Source organism: Sagittula sp. NFXS13, from assembly GCF_040148795.1.
Classification (GTDB): domain Bacteria; phylum Pseudomonadota; class Alphaproteobacteria; order Rhodobacterales; family Rhodobacteraceae; genus Sagittula; species Sagittula marina.
On the sequence record NZ_JAGEMH010000013.1, the window covers coordinates 53,996 to 71,482 of the forward strand.

The 17,487-nt window shown below is 58.8% G+C and carries 14 protein-coding genes, 1 tRNA gene and 2 pseudogenes; 8 read left to right on the plus strand and 9 right to left on the minus strand.

Features of this window, described 5'->3' with window-relative positions; translation table 11 throughout:
* Positions 1-34 precede the first annotated feature (34 nt).
* Positions 35-2,236 carry an NADP-dependent isocitrate dehydrogenase gene (locus J4E08_RS19210; protein ID WP_349539860.1) on the plus strand — a complete coding sequence of 734 codons (2,202 nt, stop codon included), beginning with the start codon at positions 35-37 and terminating at the stop codon, positions 2,234-2,236.
* Between the two features lie 547 nt (positions 2,237-2,783).
* On the opposite strand, the gene J4E08_RS19215 is transcribed toward J4E08_RS19210, so the two are convergent.
* The 4 genes from J4E08_RS19215 to J4E08_RS19230 form a co-directional block, all read right to left on the minus strand.
* A tRNA-Thr gene (locus tag J4E08_RS19215) sits at positions 2,784-2,859 on the minus strand.
* An 825-nt stretch (positions 2,860-3,684) separates the two neighbouring features.
* Positions 3,685-5,232, minus strand: a complete 1,548-nt coding sequence (locus J4E08_RS19220; protein WP_183969055.1) for a heme biosynthesis protein HemY — start codon at positions 5,230-5,232, stop codon at positions 3,685-3,687.
* A 13-nt stretch (positions 5,233-5,245) separates the two neighbouring features.
* Complete coding sequence (locus J4E08_RS19225) at positions 5,246-6,811, minus strand: COG4223 family protein (RefSeq protein ID WP_349539861.1); 1,566 nt, start codon at positions 6,809-6,811, stop codon at positions 5,246-5,248.
* Positions 6,812-6,830: 19 nt separating this feature from the next.
* Positions 6,831-7,598 (minus strand): uroporphyrinogen-III synthase, encoded by a 768-nt coding sequence (locus J4E08_RS19230; RefSeq protein WP_349539862.1) that lies wholly within the window; start codon positions 7,596-7,598, stop codon positions 6,831-6,833.
* Positions 7,599-7,691: 93 nt separating this feature from the next.
* On the opposite strand from J4E08_RS19230, the gene tsaD reads away from it, so the two are divergent.
* The 4 genes and pseudogenes from tsaD to J4E08_RS19250 all read left to right on the plus strand — a co-directional run.
* Positions 7,692-8,771: a tRNA (adenosine(37)-N6)-threonylcarbamoyltransferase complex transferase subunit TsaD gene (tsaD, locus tag J4E08_RS19235; RefSeq protein WP_349539863.1), complete on the plus strand. Its 1,080-nt coding sequence runs from the start codon at positions 7,692-7,694 to the stop codon at positions 8,769-8,771.
* Positions 8,768-9,730, plus strand: coding sequence for an NAD(P)H-dependent glycerol-3-phosphate dehydrogenase (locus tag J4E08_RS19240; protein WP_349539864.1), 963 nt, complete (start codon positions 8,768-8,770; stop codon positions 9,728-9,730). Before tsaD ends, J4E08_RS19240 begins: the two co-directional genes overlap by 4 nt.
* A 3-nt stretch (positions 9,731-9,733) precedes the next feature.
* The gene (locus J4E08_RS19245; RefSeq protein WP_183969065.1) at positions 9,734-10,003 is read left to right on the plus strand and encodes a YciI family protein; all 270 of its coding nucleotides are present in this window, start codon (positions 9,734-9,736) and stop codon (positions 10,001-10,003) included.
* Between the two features lie 298 nt (positions 10,004-10,301).
* Positions 10,302-10,617 (plus strand): annotated as a pseudogene (locus tag J4E08_RS19250) (IS3 family transposase); the annotation flags it as partial.
* A 37-nt stretch (positions 10,618-10,654) separates the two neighbouring features.
* Here J4E08_RS19250 and J4E08_RS19255 read toward each other — a convergent pair.
* Both J4E08_RS19255 and J4E08_RS19260 read right to left on the minus strand, forming a co-directional pair.
* Positions 10,655-11,083, minus strand: a complete 429-nt coding sequence (locus tag J4E08_RS19255) for an EVE domain-containing protein (RefSeq protein WP_349539906.1) — start codon at positions 11,081-11,083, stop codon at positions 10,655-10,657.
* 1,627 nt (positions 11,084-12,710) lie between these two features.
* On the minus strand, positions 12,711-13,052 hold the full coding sequence (locus J4E08_RS19260; RefSeq protein ID WP_349539865.1) for a DUF2853 family protein: 342 nt from the start codon (positions 13,050-13,052) through the stop codon (positions 12,711-12,713).
* A gap of 18 nt (positions 13,053-13,070) precedes the next feature.
* Here J4E08_RS19260 and J4E08_RS19265 point away from each other — a divergent pair, with 18 nt between their 5' ends.
* The gene (locus tag J4E08_RS19265) at positions 13,071-15,533 is read left to right on the plus strand and encodes a response regulator (RefSeq protein ID WP_349539866.1); all 2,463 of its coding nucleotides are present in this window, start codon (positions 13,071-13,073) and stop codon (positions 15,531-15,533) included.
* Between the two features lies 1 nt (position 15,534).
* Here J4E08_RS19265 and J4E08_RS19270 read toward each other — a convergent pair whose 3' ends face one another.
* Positions 15,535-15,891, minus strand: a complete 357-nt coding sequence (locus J4E08_RS19270; RefSeq protein ID WP_502949300.1) for a hypothetical protein — start codon at positions 15,889-15,891, stop codon at positions 15,535-15,537.
* On the opposite strand from J4E08_RS19270, the gene J4E08_RS19275 reads away from it, so the two are divergent.
* Positions 15,820-16,026: a hypothetical protein gene (locus tag J4E08_RS19275; protein ID WP_349539869.1), complete on the plus strand. Its 207-nt coding sequence runs from the start codon at positions 15,820-15,822 to the stop codon at positions 16,024-16,026. The genes J4E08_RS19270 and J4E08_RS19275 overlap by 72 nt on opposite strands.
* On the opposite strand, the pseudogene J4E08_RS19280 reads toward J4E08_RS19275, so the two are convergent.
* Positions 16,016-16,198: pseudogene (locus J4E08_RS19280) on the minus strand (transposase); the annotation flags it as partial. The gene J4E08_RS19275 and the pseudogene J4E08_RS19280 sit on opposite strands and share 11 nt — an antisense overlap.
* Positions 16,199-16,398: 200 nt before the next feature.
* On the opposite strand from J4E08_RS19280, the gene J4E08_RS19285 reads away from it, so the two are divergent.
* Positions 16,399-16,833: a hypothetical protein gene (locus tag J4E08_RS19285; protein WP_349539870.1), complete on the plus strand. Its 435-nt coding sequence runs from the start codon at positions 16,399-16,401 to the stop codon at positions 16,831-16,833.
* Between the two features lie 7 nt (positions 16,834-16,840).
* Here J4E08_RS19285 and J4E08_RS19290 read toward each other — a convergent pair whose 3' ends face one another.
* Complete coding sequence (locus tag J4E08_RS19290) at positions 16,841-17,476, minus strand: extensin-like domain-containing protein (protein WP_349539871.1); 636 nt, start codon at positions 17,474-17,476, stop codon at positions 16,841-16,843.
* Positions 17,477-17,487 lie beyond the last annotated feature (11 nt).

A 17,487-nucleotide genomic window follows, 5' to 3' on the forward strand; every position in this document is an offset into this window, starting at 1 on the left:
AATAGAGCGCAAAGCACTCAAACAGGGGGATCCCATGTCTGATACCACACCCGACATTATCTACACAAAAGTTGACGAAGCGCCCGAGCTGGCCTCCGGCTCTTTGCTGCCCATCATTCAGAAATTCGCCGCAGCAGCAGGCGTGTCCGTCGGCACCAAAGACATCAGCCTTGCAGGCCGTATTCTGGCGACCTTCCCCGAGGCACTGAGCGCCGAACAGCAACAATCCGACGACCTGGCCGCGCTGGGTGAGCTGGTGAAGCAACCCGACGCCAACGTCATCAAGCTGCCGAACATCTCTGCGTCCGAGCCGCAGCTGGTTGCAGCCGTCAAGGAACTGCAGGAGCAGGGCTACGCGCTGCCCGACTACCCCTATTCCCCGTCCACCGACGCGGAAAAAGCCGTGCGCGCCAAATACGACACCATCAAGGGCTCCGCTGTGAACCCGGTTCTGCGTGAAGGCAACTCCGACCGCCGCGCCGCCGCCGCGGTAAAGAAATTTGCACAGAACAACCCGCACCGCATGGGCACTTGGTCCGCCGACTCAAAGACCCGCGTGGCGGCGATGGACGGCGGCGACTTCTTTTCAAACGAGAAATCCGCCACTTTGGACAAGGCCGCGACCGCCAAGATCGTGCTGGAGACCGCCGATGGCGAGACCGTCCTGAAAGAGGGCGTTTCCTACCCCGAAGGCACCGTTGTCGACGCGACCTTCATGTCCGCCGCAGCGCTGGATGCCTTTCTGGCCGACGAAATCGCCAAGACGAAGGAAGAAGGCACCCTCTTCTCGCTGCACATGAAGGCCACCATGATGAAGGTCTCTGACCCCATCATCTTTGGCCACGCGGTGAAGCAGTGGCTGAAGCCGGTGTTCGACACGTACGGCGACAAGATGGCCGAACTGGGCGTGAACGCCAACGGCGGTCTGGGCTCCCTGCTGGAGCGTGTGAAGGACGAACCCGAGATCCTGAAAGCCATCGAAGAGGTGCGCGCCGAACGTCCGCCCATGTACATGGTGGACAGCGACCGTGGCATCACCAACCTGCATGTCCCCTCCGACGTCATCATCGACGCGTCCATGCCCGCCTTGATCCGCGCCGGCGGCAAGGGCTGGGGCCCGGACGGCAAGGAGCACGACACCAACTGCGTGATCCCCGACAACTCTTACGCTCCGGTCTATGATGCCTCCATCGAGTTCTTCAAGAAGAACGGCGCGCTGAACCCGGCGACCGCAGGCACGGTACAGAACATCGGGCTTATGGCGCAAAAGGCCGAGGAATACGGATCTCACCCCACCACCTTTGAAATGCCCAAAGCCGGCACGGTGAAGATGATCCTCGACGACGGCACCGTCCTGCATGCGCACGACGTGGCCGAGGGCGACATCTGGCGCTCCGCCTCCGCACGAAAGGCCCCGATCGAAGACTGGGTAAACCTCGCCATCGAACGTCAGAAAGCGACAGGCTACCGCTCGATCTTCTGGCTGGATGCGAACCGCGCCCACGACGCCGAGCTGATCGCCTATGTGAAGCCGATCCTCGAAGCCAAAGGCGTTGCCGACAAGTTCGAGATCATGGCCCCGCGCGACGCAACCATCGCCTCGCTGGAAACCATCACCAAAGGCGAAAACACCATCGCCATAACCGGCAACGTACTGCGCGACTACCTCACCGATCTGTTCCCGATCCTTGAGCTGGCGACCTCGGCCAAGATGTTGTCGATCGTGAAGCTGATGAACGGCGGCGGCTTGTTCGAGACGGGCGCCGGCGGTTCTGCGCCCAAGCACGTTCAGCAGCTGCAAAAGGAAAACCACCTGCGCTGGGATTCCCTGGGTGAGTTCTGCGCATTGGGCGAGTCGTTCAAATTCCTCGCAGATCAGAAAGACAACGCCAAGGCACGCGTTCTGGGTGACGCAGTAGAGGTCGCCACACAAGGCGTCCTCGACCACGACCGGTCCCCCTCCCGCAAAGCAGGTGAACCCGACAACCGCGACAGCCACTACTGGTTCGCGCGCTACTGGGCCAAAGCACTGGCAGCGCAGTCTGACGACTCTGAACTGGCGACGCATTTCGCACCCATCGCGAAGGCACTGGCCGACAACGAATCCGCGATTGTTTCGGAATTGGCAGATGCGCAGGGCAATCCGGCGGACCTTGGTGGCTATTACCACGGTGACGCGGACAAGGTGTCCTCCGTCATGCGCCCCTCGGCGACGCTGAATGGCATCATCGGCTAATCAGCGGCCCGAAAAGAACACAGGAAAACCCGCCGTTATTTCGGCGGGTTTTTTTGATGTATAACTCGACCGCCGATGTGGAGGCATCAGTCAACCTCCCCGCAAAGCCCGCTTTGAGCATGGGCAAAAAGTCCACGCACCACCTTCAATTGCAAGCGCAATCCAATGACGGCACAACACGCTTCTCTGATGATTTACGCGCCCGCTGGTAGCATCAGCGTGCCGCAAAATCCCATCGGGCAAGGGTTGGCCCAGGGCAGCCTCTGGTCGCCACTGTAAAAGCCGACACAGGTCGCGAGGACATCGAAGCATTTTGGCGCAATCGTCGCGAGATGGGATAGATGTGCACGAGTAAGGCTGATCCTGTCGGAGGCCTCAAAGGGAAACGACCGAACCCTTCGCCGCAGCCGCTGTATCGACCGCGTCCGACACGAGCTTTTCATTTCGAACTCTGCAGCTGACACGCCTTGGGGCAGACTAAGCTGCATCGAGTTATCTTGAAATTAATCCAAGGAAAAACACGACTTCATTGGCGCGGGGCGAATGGTGGTGCCTCAAGAGGGACTCGAACCCCCGACCTTGTCCTTACGAAGGACCTGCTCTACCAGCTGAGCTATTGAGGCTGATTGGCCGAGCGTTTAAATGGATGCGACGCGCCGTTCAAGCGTCTTTCGCGAAAAAGGCAACGTGAATCTCTTCGTCGCTGGCCGGGGCACTCTCCGCCCCCACCATGTAGAACCAGTTCCAGGCTTTCGGGTCAGTGACAATAGCACTGACCGGATGCTCCGCATTCAGATCCTCAGCGCGCCATCGCCGCTTAAAGCGTGCGGCGCACCCAGTAGTTCTGGCCGTAGCGTTGCGTCTTGAGCGGCTTGAATAGCCCCCACCACGTGACCCATTCTCAATGTGAGTGCATGAGTCGACCTCTGGTCTGCGGACCTCTGTTTGGGCGTAGGCGGACTTTACCTCGCCCCGGAGCTTTGTTGGGATGACTGATTGTGTCTTGGGGCCATGATCTTGTCCTTGCGCAATGCGTCAAAGATCTCAGCCGTCCAGACCTCATCTATTCCACGGCACGCGGATGCATCGTAGTCTGCCGAGAAAGGTAGAAATTGAAGCTGTCGAAGGAGCAAATCGCCTACCTTGATCTTGGTGGCAGGCAGACCGCCTGTCGACCGCGGCGCCGTCCAGAACAGCCAGTCCACGCTCAGCAAACAAATTACGGTGCCCCAAGATTAAGCGCATCTCGGGAAGTGCAAAGTCCGGGCTTCATGAACTTTGCGCAATAAAGCCTACGGTTTTCAATATGGCAGTATCTTGAACAGCCTTAGACTTTATAATCATTCGGAGAAAAGGGGCTACACGCTCATCGCGAATGATGTGCTCTACCAACTGCAAAACAGCGGCTTCCGGTGGGCGGCCGATCGGGCGGCCGCCCAGGGAAAGCCCTAGCTTGCGTCTTTCTTGTCGCCGGGTTCGACAAGTTCCGCGTCTTCGGGTTCGGCGGCTGTCTTGCCTTCAGGACGCGCTGCTGCCTTGGGACTGATGTCAATCACCTCGGCGCGCTGCGAATCCTCCGCGACGGACACCTCCGCAGATTTGTCCTCCAATGCGCCGATGATCAGCGGCAGCATGTTGGCGCCTGCAGGCAAGACCACTTCGGACTGCGGCGGTGTTTTCCACGCCAATGTGTCGAATGCCCCGCAGTTCGTGCAGGTCGGGCGCCAATCGCCATGGATCGTGTTGCAGTTTTCACAAACCCATTGCGGACCACGCGGCGCAGTGACTGCCTTTGCCAGCCAACCGCGAATAACTTGATCCTTCGCGCCTTCGCCCTTTTCGATGGCCGCCATGATGGCCAGAACGCGTGCGTCGGGCTCCTTTTCCACCAATTGACCCAGAGCGCGACGCGCTTCGGGGAAGTGCTCCGCGGCGAGGTTCAGTTCAGCCAACAGCAACTTTGTCTCGCGGTGCTCGGGGTTGATCCGGGTCAACGGGACAAAGCGTTTGATGCGCGCGTCAGGTGTCTCATTCGGCTCGATCGCGGCAAAGGCGGCAGCGAGGTCCGGATGCGGATGGCTTTCCCAGGCTTTCTTCAGCACGCGCACAGCGTTCCGAGGCCGTTTTTGCGCGATGAAGTGGCGCGCAGCCATGGCCGCCGCGGGCACGAGGTCCGGAGAGTTCCGGTTCGCTTCGATGGCCTTCTCTGCGGCGGCGGCACTTTCGTCCCGATCCTCGATCTCTGCGGCTTGGCTGAGGGCCAGAACCGCATCGCGGCGCTTGTAAACATCGCGCGGCAACGACCCATGCTTGAGCTTGGCCGACAGCGTTTGACGCGCCCCGGCCCAATCCGCCTTCTCCGCCTGCAGGCGCAGAAGCGTGTCCTGCACCTCTTCGTGCTTGGGCTTGATAGCAAAGGCGCGCTCTGCGAGTTGCAGCGCCGTGTCGGTTTCACCGGCCGCCAGCTTTTGCTTCATGATGCCACGAATGCCGACAAAGCGCGTCGAGTCACGCTTAAGCAGACGCTTGTAGACCTCTTCGGCCTTGGCGCGGTCACCCATCATCTCGGCGGCCTGCGCCGTGACCAGGTCCGTCAATTCCGGCTTGTGCAAATACTTTTCTGCACGCTGCGCCTTGGCGATTGCGACGCGCCCCTCACCGGAGGCCAGCGCCATCATCCCCTCGGACAGAGCCTCATAGCCCTTCCGCTCGCGATTGCGGTGAAAATGCCGCGACAGGGCAGTTTCGTCCCCGTTGATGAAATGCAGCGTCGCGATGACGATGCGGAACGCCTGGATGAACAGCCAGACCAGCGCGATCAAAACCAACGCGCCGAGGAACATCAACAACGGCGTCAGAGTATATTCCACCCCTGCCAGCGTGATACGCGCCTGCGCAAGGCCCGTGCCGTCCGCTTCGATCAGATACCCCAGCCCAAGGGTGATTGCCGCCACCATGGCGACGAAAACGACGATCTTGATAAGTGACCACAACATGTTTTCGTAACCCTTATTGCTGGTTCAATTGCTGGGCGAGGTCGGATGCCTGCGCCAGAGCATCACGCCGAAGTTCCGCCTGTGAAAGCCAGTCGGAGAGCGCGTCTTTTGCTTCAGTCGGCAGAGCCTCTAGTTCGGTCAACGCCTTGTCGAGGTTGCTGTTCCGTACCGCATCTTCGGCACGCGACAGGATCGCATCCGTCGAATTACCTTCCTTCGGGACAACAGAGCGTGCGCCGAGCTGGCTTTGGAAAAAGGCGCCAAGCCCACCGCTGGTCGCGGCATCCGCCTCTCCCTCAGGGGCCGCGCTGCTGCGCGAGGCGGCCAGCGCCTGACGTGCGGCGTCAGGGAAGCTGCCGGAAAGCGACGCCATTGTTGGCACGCCGTCCTCTGCCGTGGCTTGCAGTGCGTCCGGGACGGTGACGTCATTATCTGACAGAGTCGCAAGCGGTTCGGAAAACGGCTGACCTTCCTGGATACGCGCGATGACATCGGACACCGCGGCACGCGCGGCGGCGAGACGGGCCTGATCCTCTGCGGACGTCTCCAGCGCGCGGGCCTCGTCAACAATGCTCTGCATTTCGGCGGTGCGCTGTTCAAGCTGTTCGTTCAGCGCGGCTTTCTCTGCCTCCAGCGCCGCTTGCTGGTCTGAAACCGCGCCCCGCAGCTGTTCCAATTCACGCTCGTAGGCTGCGATGGCCTCGGGTGAGACAGACTCTGCCAAAGGCTGCTTTTCCAGAGCGGTCATGCGGCTGTCCATCGAGGCAATCTGGTCGTCGATTGCCGTCAGACGTGTGTTTATTTCAGACATGGCATCCTGCACACCGGCCAGCCCTGTGTCCAGCGCGCTGAGGTCAATTCCATCCACTTGCGCCTGCAGGTCGGTGACCGCCTGCGGCAGCGCATTCAGCCCGTCAAGTTCCGAACGCTGTGCCGCCAAGGTGGCGCGTGTCTCCGTCTCGAATGGATTTTCACCACCGCCGACAAAACCCAGGTAGGCCGCGCCATACCCCAACCCGGCAGCGATCACGCCGCCCAGCACCATCGGGACAAAACCGCTGCTTTTCTTTTCTTCACGCACTGCGGGCACAGCTGCCGTCGCCGTGCTGGTATGGGACCTGTCCTCCACGACCGTTGCCTCGTCGTCGACCGGCTTTTGCTCGCGATCAGGCTCAGTGGATGGCGTGACAACGCCCAAGGTGCTCTCAGTCTCCGGCGTGGCGTCAACATCGGACGTGGTGTCAGTAGCAGGCGTTTTTTCAGGCTCGGGAGCACGTTCAGAGGCGGCAGGCTCCGCCTCGGTGCTGTCATTTGCCTCGGGCTTGGCCTCCGCCACGGAATCGCCTTCGGCCTCGGGGTTTGGCTCCACATCCTGTGTGGCCTCTGGCACGTCGGTGGCGTCAGTGGTCGCGTTGGCGTCCGGCTCGCCCTCGACAACGGAGGCGCCGCGTTGCTCCTGAGCAAGCGTGTCGTCACCAACGGGCGCGACGCTGTCCTCAGAAACAGAAGCCTTTGCATCGGTTCCGCTTGCCGCCTGGGTCTTCCCCTTGGCCGATCTGTTTTTTCTCGTGCCTGCCACGTCCCGTCACCCTTTCACCCTATCGCCGAGGGTCTCCCCCCGAATGTCTTTTCTCGGCTTGCGCCGTGTTCAACAGTGCCGCCACCGCATTCAGCATCGCGCCTGAATCGGGCCGCGCGGCCACCTTCAGGGACACTATATGGAGCGATGCTAGGTTGAAGGCCACTGCTTCGCTCATCGCCGCGACAAGAAGAGGCGCTTTAGGCCGCTCCTCAGTTAGCAATTGTGCGGTTCTGGGTGAGAACACGGGAACAATCACCGGTACAGTTCCATGCAAGACCGCCCGCGCCTCGGATGTCAACGGCATCGGCGGTTGATCGTATAGAACGGCCCGACGTGTTTCGACCCCCATGGCGTTCAATTGTCCTGCCACATCACCCCGCGTATGCCGCCCGGAAAGGTGCAGCAAAGGCCCCTGCACGTCCTCCTTGCACAGCTCGTCCACAAGCGACACGGCATTTTGCGCCATGATTTCAGGGTTCAAACCAATGCTGCGCGCGGCAAGGGCCGTTGAGGGCCCGACCACATAGGTTGGCAGATTTGCCCGTAATCCACGCGCCGTCCATGCGGCAACCCCGTTGGACGACGTAAAGATCAACCCGCGCACGCCATCTATGTCTATGGGATCATCGGTGAAAACGATGCGCATAAGGGGCGAAATGACGGTGTTGAAGTGCAAATCGCGCCGCTTCAGCCCCGCGATGAAATCTTCGGAGTCCGCCCGAGGGCGTGTCATCAGGACCACGGGGGTATCCGGACTGCTGTCCGAAGTTGTCTGTGATGCCATCGGGGCTCCGACATTGTGGGGCAACCATTCTGGTGATACGCGCTGATGCAACACATGGCAATGTCGGCGGACCGCCAATTACAGGAGCACGGCATGACGGACCCCCTGATACTTGGTTTGGAAAGCAGTTGCGACGACACCGCTGCAGCGGTGCTGCGGGGACACGACGTGCTGTCCTCTGTCGTCGAAGGTCAAAACAATCTGCACGCGTCCTTTGGCGGCGTTGTGCCGGAAATCGCCGCACGCGCCCATGCGGAACGGTTGGACATCTGTATCGAGCGCGCATTGGCACAGGCCGATGTGACGTTGACCCAGATCGATGCCATTGCCGTGACGTCCGGCCCCGGCCTGATCGGCGGCGTTCTGTCGGGGGTGATGATGGGTAAGGGTCTCGCCACGGGGCTCGGGAAACCGCTGATCGGAGTGAACCACCTTGCCGGCCACGCCCTGACGCCGCGACTGACCGATGGGCTGGCCTATCCCTATCTGATGTTGCTGGTCTCTGGCGGACACTGCCAGTTCCTGATCGTGCGCGGTCCGGAGGATTTTACTCGACTTGGCGGTACAATTGACGACGCGCCGGGCGAAGCCTTTGACAAGACCGCGCGCCTTCTGGGGCTGCCGCAGCCCGGCGGCCCCTCCGTTGAAGAGCAGGCAAAGCACGGCATCGAAAGGGCCTACCGATTGCCGCGCCCGCTTCTGGATCGGCCCGGATGCGATATGTCCTTTTCCGGGCTCAAAACAGCTTTGATGCGGCAACGTGATGGAATAATTACAGAAAATGGCGGCCTGACACGTCAGAACCGCGCAGATCTCTGTGCCGAATTTCAAGCGGCAGTGCGTGATGTTCTGGCGGAGAAGACTCGGCGCGCCGTTGCGCTTTACCTTGAAGAAGAGCCTGCTGAACCCGCTTTTGCCGTGGCGGGCGGGGTGGCCGCCAATATGGCGATACGCGCGGCCCTGCAAAAAATTTGCGAAACCGCTAAGGTGACATTTACTGCCCCTCCCCTAAGGCTGTGCACAGATAATGCCGCAATGATTGCCTATGCCGGATCGGAATTGCTGGCGAAAGGAATCACGCACGATATGACTTTGTCTGCTCGCCCGCGTTGGCCACTTGATCGCAAGGCCTCTCCGCTGGTGGGACATGGCAAGAAAGGAGCCAAGGCATGAGTGTTTCGATTATTGGCACGGGAGCCTTTGGCACCGCCTTAGGCATCGCACTGGCCCGCGATGAGCGCGAAGTGACCATCTGGGGCCGCGATCCATACGCCGTCTCGCGCATCCGAGACCATAAGTCTTCACCACGGCTGCCGGGTGTGAAGATGCCACATAGCCTGAGCGCCACAACCGACCTGGAAAAAGCCGCTGCGGCGGAGACCGTTCTGATCGCTGTCCCGGCTCAAAGCCTGCATATGGTCTTGAAACGAATAAAATCCGCAATGGTCGGCACGCGTATCGTGTTGTGTTGCAAGGGCATTGACCTGGAAAGCGGCCTTGGCGTGACGGAGTTGACGCAGCAGGTCAAACCAGGCGTCACCGTTGCGGTTCTGACGGGCCCCAGCTTTGCAGCCGACATTGCAAACGGATTGCCGACGGCGCTGACACTGGCCTGCGCGGACGAGCCCTCGGCCCGCATATTGCAGGAGAAACTGTCTACACCTGTGCTCCGGCTTTACACCACGACCGACTTGGTGGGGGCAGAGCTCGGGGGGGCGTTGAAAAACGTCATAGCCATCGCCTGCGGTGCCTGTATCGGTGCCGGACTGGGCGACAGCGCCCGCGCCGCTCTGATGACCCGTGGCTTCGCGGAGATGACGCGACTTGCCTCTGCGCTTGGTGCCCGTCCCGAAACGCTGGCCGGACTGTCTGGATTGGGCGACCTCACCCTGACCTGTACGTCCGAGGGCTCGCGCAACTTCCGTTTCGGCCTGTCACTGGGCCGAGGCGAGGATTTCGAGCCCACCATCACGGTAGAGGGTGCCGCCACCGCCCGCGCCGCGGCAAAACTGTCAGATCTTCACGGGATTCCGCTGCCAATCACTCAGGCGACCGCGGCCTTGACCACGGGTGACCTGACGGTGCAGGAGGCAATGGACCAATTGCTGTCCAGACCCCTGAAGGAAGAATAGATTATGCTTATTGCCCTTATGGCCTTTGACAAAACCGGCGCGCTGCAAATCCGCAAGGACAACCGCGAGGCTCATCTTGCCTACATCGAGGCCACAGGCGTGGTCACTCAGGCCGGGCCGCTGCTTGATGAGACCGGCGAAATGACTGGATCGCTGGTTGTCTTGGATGTCCCAGATATGCCTGCCGCGCAGGATTGGGCAGACAACGATCCCTACGCAAAGGCCGGGCTATTTGAAACCGTGACCCTACGCGCTTGGAAAAAAGTGATCTGACGACCTTTTGGCTATTCAAGTCGAGACAGCCAACTGGTCGTGGGACGACCAGTTGGTGAAAGACAGCATAATGTTTGGAAACCCCGAACGCTCATTTGAACCCGCGAATTGGTTTTCGGTGACCTGGATTTGTCCTTTGGCAAAAGCCAAATGGCCCCAATGGAAAAACAAAATAAGGTCGATATTTTACAGAGGTCGAGACGACACGCCTCAAAACTGCTCCAGCTCGCGTAATCCCCCCGATCTCGAGGGGATGCGGAGATAGAATTTTCTCGGCAGGGCGAACGAGGAGATTCCGATGAAGAAAACACGATTTACCAAAGCGCAGATCATGTGTGTTCTGCGCCAGATTGAGTGTCGTGTCCCTACCGCCGAGCTGAAGCTCATATATGCCGACGTCAGCATGCAGAACGATCTGCTCAAGGAGGCTTTTGGACAAAAGTCATTAGGCCAGCGAACCGCCGCGCGGTGGCCGAGAGAGCGGTGGCAACGAAAGACGTCAGCATCGCGCTGGCGTTCTGGGCATTCTTCAGCGAGACCTGCTACTCGGGTTGACGACGGCAAAGAAGAGGTGGGGCTTTGGCCTGTGCTTCCTGTACATGCGCAACGTTCGCGCTGGCCGTAGGTTGTTTTCAACTCTTCTCGGTGTCGTCAATCCAGTGGCCGACAGTGCTCTGGTGAGAGGCCACCCAAGTCACACACAATGCGCCATTCATCTTCTTTTACTGGCTGGACCGAGAGGCGGGAATTTTTGACCAAGACCATTTCGGAAAGGCGAGGATCGGCCCTGATCTGATCGAGCGAAACGGGTGTGGGCAGGCTTCTGATCGCCTTGATATCCACGCATTCCCACCGATGGTCGTTCGTCGAACTTTCTGGGTGAGCGACAGTAATAACTTCGACGATACCAACAATCACTTTATCTCGCTGCGATAGGTAGAAGAACCCTTGGTCGCCCACTTTCATCTCGCGCATGAAGTTGCGCGCTTGGTAGTTGCGCACGCCGTCCCATTCTTCACCCGTATCGCCCCGCGCGACCTGGTTTTCCCAAGACCACGTGGACTTCTCCGTCTTGAACAACCAGTATTTTTTTGACACTTGAGCGATACTTCCAGGCTGGCACCATCCAAGGCTGAGGTTCGCGACGCCTCAATCTTCCCGAGCGCAAATTCGTTCTACCTCGGCCGAACAGTTTCTACGTGGCGACAGTTGGAAGCAGTAAGCTGATTCAGCCGGGAATGGAAACTGGAGTTGTGAGTACAATGGCTGAACACCAACCTGAACGGCACCGTCGTCACACGAATAAGTTCATGAATGAAGCGGAAAAGGCTACCGCTCTGTCAAGCGCTTCTCAGAGCCAAACGACACACTGGTAATCCGACACACAGTTGCCGAGGTAGGCCTTGCTGAAGCAAGAGATGTCGACATTGTCGCTCGGGCAAAAGGCGCTCACAATGCTGACCGTAAAAAATAGGAACGCTTGCAGACGCGCCCGCCGATGGTACCAAGCGTCTCGCCAAAATCCACGACCCCTGGCTGGGGGCCTGCGGCAGTGGGACGGTCACTTCCTTCGATCCGCGTTCGTTTATGGGCGTTGCTTTTCGCGGATATAATTCGTGACGATCATTATCCCACCGGTGAGGTCATGCATGACCCGCGGCTGTGCGTACACCGACAAGCGGAATCTGCTCAGGTTAGGGCGCAAATGTGAATGCCTAGGCAGGCGTGCGGCGCATAGCAAGCGGGTGAGGAGGGCAGCGCTGGCGGTCGTCAGCCTTGCCAGACATTGACAGGTGCCAGCCCTTTGTCTGGAGTGAGGCATCGAACGCCATCGGTTCGAGAGAGATGCCGAACCCTCTACACCGTGTTCTTGTTGAACCCCAGCAGCAACGCCACCGTGCAAAAGCCGACGGAGGGTTCCTCCTCGATCCACTGCCCGGCAGCACATGCGCGGCATGTGTGAGAGGGACCTTCTTGAACGGTTCGGCGAAGCGAGAACGACCTTCGGCGCGGATTTTACCGGCGTGGAATAGACCGTCCGCCTCGGAATACCGAACCACCAGACAAAGAGCTTGGCGATCAACACTGCGCCGCCCTCCGCCAGGAGGCCCTGCAACTTTTTTCGGGCCAGAAGCTCCGGCATGGCCTCGCCCCAGGCCTCCTGAAGGTCTCGGAGCAGCTTCTGGTATTGCTCACGGTTGTCTTGCCTTGGATGATCTCGTTGACAAGCGCCGTCTTACGCTTCGCCGACACCACCCTTTGATGCCGTCGTACATCGTCATACTCATCGCTACGTTCTCTCGCCTAGCATGAGCAGAAAGTCAGTGGGTCAATTCAAGCTTTTATCGCAAGCCAACCACTTCCTGGTCTCGTCGGGTTAGCCGCTTGTGCGTATCAGATATCATGCTGGGAGGGGCACAATATACCTCTCCGACGAGGCTCGTCCAAAAAGGCCCATCGCCCTACCACCGATCGCAGTAGAACCAGACCTGTTTGTGAAAACCGAAAAGGGAGACCCCAGCTATAGCCAAGGCCCCCCTCTCACCCACGTGCTCCCTACGCACCACACGTGTACCTGAAATTCGGGCCCAGCCGTTCTAGCCAGATTTGAATCCAACTTACCCGCGATGGTCTATCTTGGCAAATCCGAAGTCATTGCAATTTGGTGCAATCCCGAAGTGTCGCGGATCGCCTTGGCGAGGTCAGCTTAAACGTAAACGGACTCTTTCCCGAAATGCTTTGTCAGCATGTAGTAGACAACCGCGCGATACTTGTTGCGCTCTGATTTACCGTAGGTGTCGATCACCTGGTTGATCGCCTCCATCAGGTCCGGACCGTCGGGCAAGCCCAGCTTTTTCATCAAAAAATTGACTTTCACCGTCTCCAATTCGCCATCTTGGCTGGAGGCTACAATCGAACTGTCAGCGTTGTAGATTGACGGTCCGCATCCGATCGTGACTTTCGTCAGCAGGTCCATGTCCGGTTGCATGCCGCATTTGGTACGCAGATCATCGGCATATTTTTCTATCAACTCATCACGTTTTCCCATGACAGTCGCTCCCTCTCATTGGACGGCAAATTGGTGCTCGTCTTTGGTTTTCCGGCCGTTCAGACCTTGGGCACCATGGTTAACGAGAGGCTCAAGGAGGGCAAGGAAAATGCGCCTGCAGAGCTTCCCGCTCCGTCTGCGTGTTGCGCGAGCTGGCTCGGGACTGTTCAGAAGACCTTAATCTCGCTCCCGTATGCCTGCGGCGGTATCATGGGATTTTGGCGCATGCGTCGCTTCTTTTACATCTTGGCTGCGACCGTGATGGCAATAGCGCTCGCGCTTTGGCTTGGAAATCGTTTTGCTTTGCATACGGCAGATGTGGATTTGCACAACCGGGCGCGGGCGGCGGCCTACGTTTGGGGCAACCATCTGGAGACTTACGCAAATGAGCTTGCCGACGCCCGCAAAGGGATTCCCTTTCCCCTGTCTGCGTTCAACGATCTCAACAGACATGCGCCAGCCGAAAATGTTTTTGATTTCAAAATCTTCGATACGGACGGTCGCATTTTAATTTCGAAGTTCAACCCGGAAAGGCCTTTGAATCGCGGCGTCGTGTATAAGGACACCTCAATCGTCCAAAGGGTCGCTCGTACGGGGCAGTCAGAGATTACATTCGTGACAAAAGACGGCGAAAACGGTCAGGTCCGTCACTACGCCGAAGTCTTTCATCCCCTTGTAAGGGGAGGCAACGTGATTGGCGTTTACGAAGTGTACATGGATGTCACTGACGCGGCAGAGGATATCCAGTCGCTTTATCGTCACTTGGTTTTGACGGTGGGTCTCCTCATCGCTGCTCTGATGCTCATCCCCTTTGCGGTGGGACTGTTCTTCTGGTTTCAGTTGAAGAAAACCGCCCAAAACCTGGACCTTGCCCGGCAACAGGCGGAAGAGGCGGAAGAGGCGGAAAAAATAAAATCTGCATTTCTTGCAAACATGAGCCACGAAATTCGCACGCCCATGAACGGCGTCATAGCCATGGCCGAACTTCTGGAACAGACCAGTCTATCATTTGAGCAGCGCTCCGTAACCGCGACCATCACATCGTCCGCAGTCGCACTTTTATCAATCATAAATGATATTCTCGACTTCTCCAAGATTGAGGCGGGGAAGATGAAGGTGCGTCCTGAACCGTTCGATTTGCTGGCTTTGGTCGAGGACGTGGCCTGTCTGTTTTCGCCGTCCGCTGCTTCGAAAGAGGTGGAAATCTGTGTTGAAAGCGTGCTCGTGGCACCTGTATATGTGCATGGCGACTCGGCACGACTTCGCCAATGCTTGCTGAACGTGGTTGGGAACGCAGTAAAATTTACGCCACGCGGCCACGTGCACATCACCGTCGACCGTAACAAAAGCGGCCTGCTTCTCATCAAGGTTGCAGACACCGGGGTAGGCATTCCCGAAGACAAGCTCGACCATGTATTCGAAGAGTTCTCGCAAATTGACGATACGGACACGCGCCAGTTTGAAGGTACAGGCCTTGGCCTTGCAATCACGCTGCGGCTGGTGCGCTTGATGGGGGGGACCCTGTCGGCGCATTCACAAGCTGGGACCGGGTCGACATTCGAAATTCTCGTGCCCATGCCGGACACAGCGGTGCCTGTAGCAGACGCAAGCTTTTGGCAGACTGCAAGACGTGCGCTGTCTGGTGTGAAGGTTCTTGTGGCTGAGCGCGACCCTTCCACGCGCTCAGCCTTAGGGCAAATGCTCAACAATCTCGGGATCAGGCCGGTCTTGGCGGCCACCGTTGCGGAATGTGTGGCGCTGTCCAGACATGCACACGTGGACGGAGATGCCTTCGATCTTCTCCTTTTGGACTACGGTTTGTCGGACCTGGCTGTGGATGGGTTGCTTGCTCACCGCCAGACGCAAGGCGCAATCACGCTGCCTCCGGCCATCATGACATTGCGCGCGGACCGCAATCTTGCGAAATCCGAAATCACCGCAATGGGCTTCGCCAACGTCTTGCGCAAACCGCTTACGCTTGAAACCACGGCTCGTGCTCTTTGTGAAACCCTGGGACGGCAGCTTGAACATGACGGCCCCTCATCGGAGAATGGAGCAGCAACTGAGAATACATTGCTTGGGAAACGCATTTTACTGGCCGAAGACAACGCTACAAATCAGTTGGTCATCCAAAAACTACTGGGAAAAAGTGGTGCGACAATCCACATTGCTTCGAACGGTCAGGAAGCCGTAGACCTTTTCTGCCGTCTCAAGCCAGATGTTGTTTTGATGGACGTGTCGATGCCCCTGATGAACGGCTACGATGCCACGCGAATGATACGCACAATTGAGGCGCGCGGAGCACGTGACGCCGTGCCAATTATTGCGTTGACCGCCAATGCCATGGCAGAGGATCGTCTCGCCTGTCTCAACGCCGGCATGTCAGATTTCCTTTCAAAGCCTGTACGTCGCGCAAAGCTACTCGCCAAGTTGGCAAAATGGAGCGATGACACACAAGCTCCACACTCACGTCGTGCCTAGGTCATGTTGACAAAAGGCGAAGCCAAAGTCGGATAGCGGCGATACCGATAAAGCCCAAGAAGCTTTTAGCAGGTTTGTCGTAGCGTGCAGCGACACGGCCTATGCTTTTAAGCGTATTGAAGTACTGCTCGACGAGGTCTTCAAGGAATAGAGCGATTGATCCCCCGACGCGCATCATGTCTGATTTGCGGATGACAACTAGGCTGAGCACATCAAGCGCCTCCGAGAGGCTCTCGGAACGACGGTTGCCATAGACTGTAATCCAGTCACCGATGACGCGCATCGCATGCTGGACGCTCTCGAAGCGGTGACAATGCGCGCGCTGCTCCCTCAGCATCCAGAAGAAGCGCTCGAAAATGCCGTTCTGCTGCGGACAGTGGGGCGTGATAAACTCCTGTTTCAGCCCGTGGCTTCAGACGATGTCCGTAAAGCGATGGCAGGTGAATACCAGGCCATTGTCCCAACGCAGCAGGATTCTATCACGCTTTGCTGACATTGATGCCGCCAGACTTAACTTTCCATTTGGAGGCAGTTGCATCGCTGACCCCGTGCTTGCGGCACAGATCAGCCACGGAAATCGCGCTCACGTGTTCCTTCAAAATGCCAATGATCTGGTCTTCGGTAAATGAGCTGCGCCTCGTCTCTGGTCCGTTGGCTTGAGCCAGAGCCTATAATGCCGACAGCACTGGGAAAAAGGTGAAAGCGCGAAACGAAAGAGAGTACGGGCGCGTTCATAGCGACTTGCCGGTCAGTCGGCCTCAATAGATCGCTTAACTATTTAGCGCAAAAGACATGCTAGAGCTGCGGACGCACGTGATATTGAACTTGCAGAATTGCGCCTTGGGCCGCACAGCGCCTAGGGCTGATGACCAAAGGCATGCGCTTCCTGACGCGCAACACGGAGAAGTTGACTGTGGTCTGGATCATGGTTCTGGGACTGGGGATTGCTTTGGCGATTGGCGTCAGCGCCCGGTCACGGCCCCGCTGGTTCGCTTCAGAGGAGGAGGCCCGCCGCGCTTGGGCGCGACGTCATCCCGACTTGCCCGCAGGGACCGTAACCCTCACCGCGCACAGTGCCGCCGCTTTGGTGATGACGGCCGATGGGCCCGGTCTGGTTTGGCCACCGGGAAGTGGTAACGAAACGCGACTGCTTCACGGTGCGCGTGCGCGTCCGACCCCAAAGGGACTTGACCTGCGCCTGCCCGATCCATCCGCCCCGCGCCTTCGGCTTGTGCTGCCTGCTCAACAAGTGGCGGCATGGGCCCGCATCATCGACACCCTCGCCCGGACGCAGCGATAGCGTCGTCTCACTTGCAGTATGGGCCACCGCGATAGTCAGCCACGTCGTAGTGGAAATGATCTTCGTGAAAGCCGTCGGACCCGGGGCCCAGGGTCGTGCCAAAGGTCCCGCAGGCCCCTTTGTGCATCTGCTTCAACATCGGCCCATAGGTGCGGCTGCGCCAATCGCGCAGAACCGACATCTCTGTACCGTCCACCAGGCGCACCGCCGCGATGTCGATGGCGTTGCCCTTCGAATGCTCCGAAAGCTTTGCGCCAACCTTGTGATTTCGCGTCCGGCACGCATAAGATGCAGCCACCTTCAGCTCAGCCACGCCGCCGCCTTCGTTGCCCACAGCGGGACGGGCGGCGGTGTTGATCCATGTCTTGAGCTGGCGCGCGGTCTCGCACCGGATCGCGGCGGGTTGCGACAGCGCGACACCGTCCACAGCCCGCAGGCGAATGCCGTTGCGCATCCCACACTCCCCGCGCCCGTCGACCACGCCGATCGTCTCACCGATCAGGGAGGGATCGCCGCAGACAGAGCCCATGCCGTCAAACCGCGCGCGCAGTGCATCGATACTGTCCGACGCCCGATCCCGCGCAGAGCCGCACCCCGTAAGGATCACCAGCACGGCCAGCATCACATAACGCATCACATCCATGGTCCCACCTG

Coding starts and splice junctions, on each gene's coding strand:
- J4E08_RS19220 (WP_183969055.1), bottom strand. CDS start 5,232: ATGTTGTGGTCACTTATCAAGATCGTCGTTTTCGTCGCCATGGTGGCG.
- J4E08_RS19245 (WP_183969065.1), top strand. CDS start 9,734: ATGCTTATTGCCCTTATGGCCTTTGACAAAACCGGCGCGCTGCAAATC.
- J4E08_RS19240 (WP_349539864.1), top strand. CDS start 8,768: ATGAGTGTTTCGATTATTGGCACGGGAGCCTTTGGCACCGCCTTAGGC.
- J4E08_RS19230 (WP_349539862.1), bottom strand. CDS start 7,598: ATGGCATCACAGACAACTTCGGACAGCAGTCCGGATACCCCCGTGGTC.
- tsaD (WP_349539863.1), top strand. CDS start 7,692: ATGACGGACCCCCTGATACTTGGTTTGGAAAGCAGTTGCGACGACACC.
- J4E08_RS19210 (WP_349539860.1), top strand. CDS start 35: ATGTCTGATACCACACCCGACATTATCTACACAAAAGTTGACGAAGCG.
- J4E08_RS19275 (WP_349539869.1), top strand. CDS start 15,820: ATGCTGGACGCTCTCGAAGCGGTGACAATGCGCGCGCTGCTCCCTCAG.
- J4E08_RS19290 (WP_349539871.1), bottom strand. CDS start 17,476: ATGGATGTGATGCGTTATGTGATGCTGGCCGTGCTGGTGATCCTTACG.
- J4E08_RS19285 (WP_349539870.1), top strand. CDS start 16,399: ATGACCAAAGGCATGCGCTTCCTGACGCGCAACACGGAGAAGTTGACT.
- J4E08_RS19260 (WP_349539865.1), bottom strand. CDS start 13,052: ATGGGAAAACGTGATGAGTTGATAGAAAAATATGCCGATGATCTGCGT.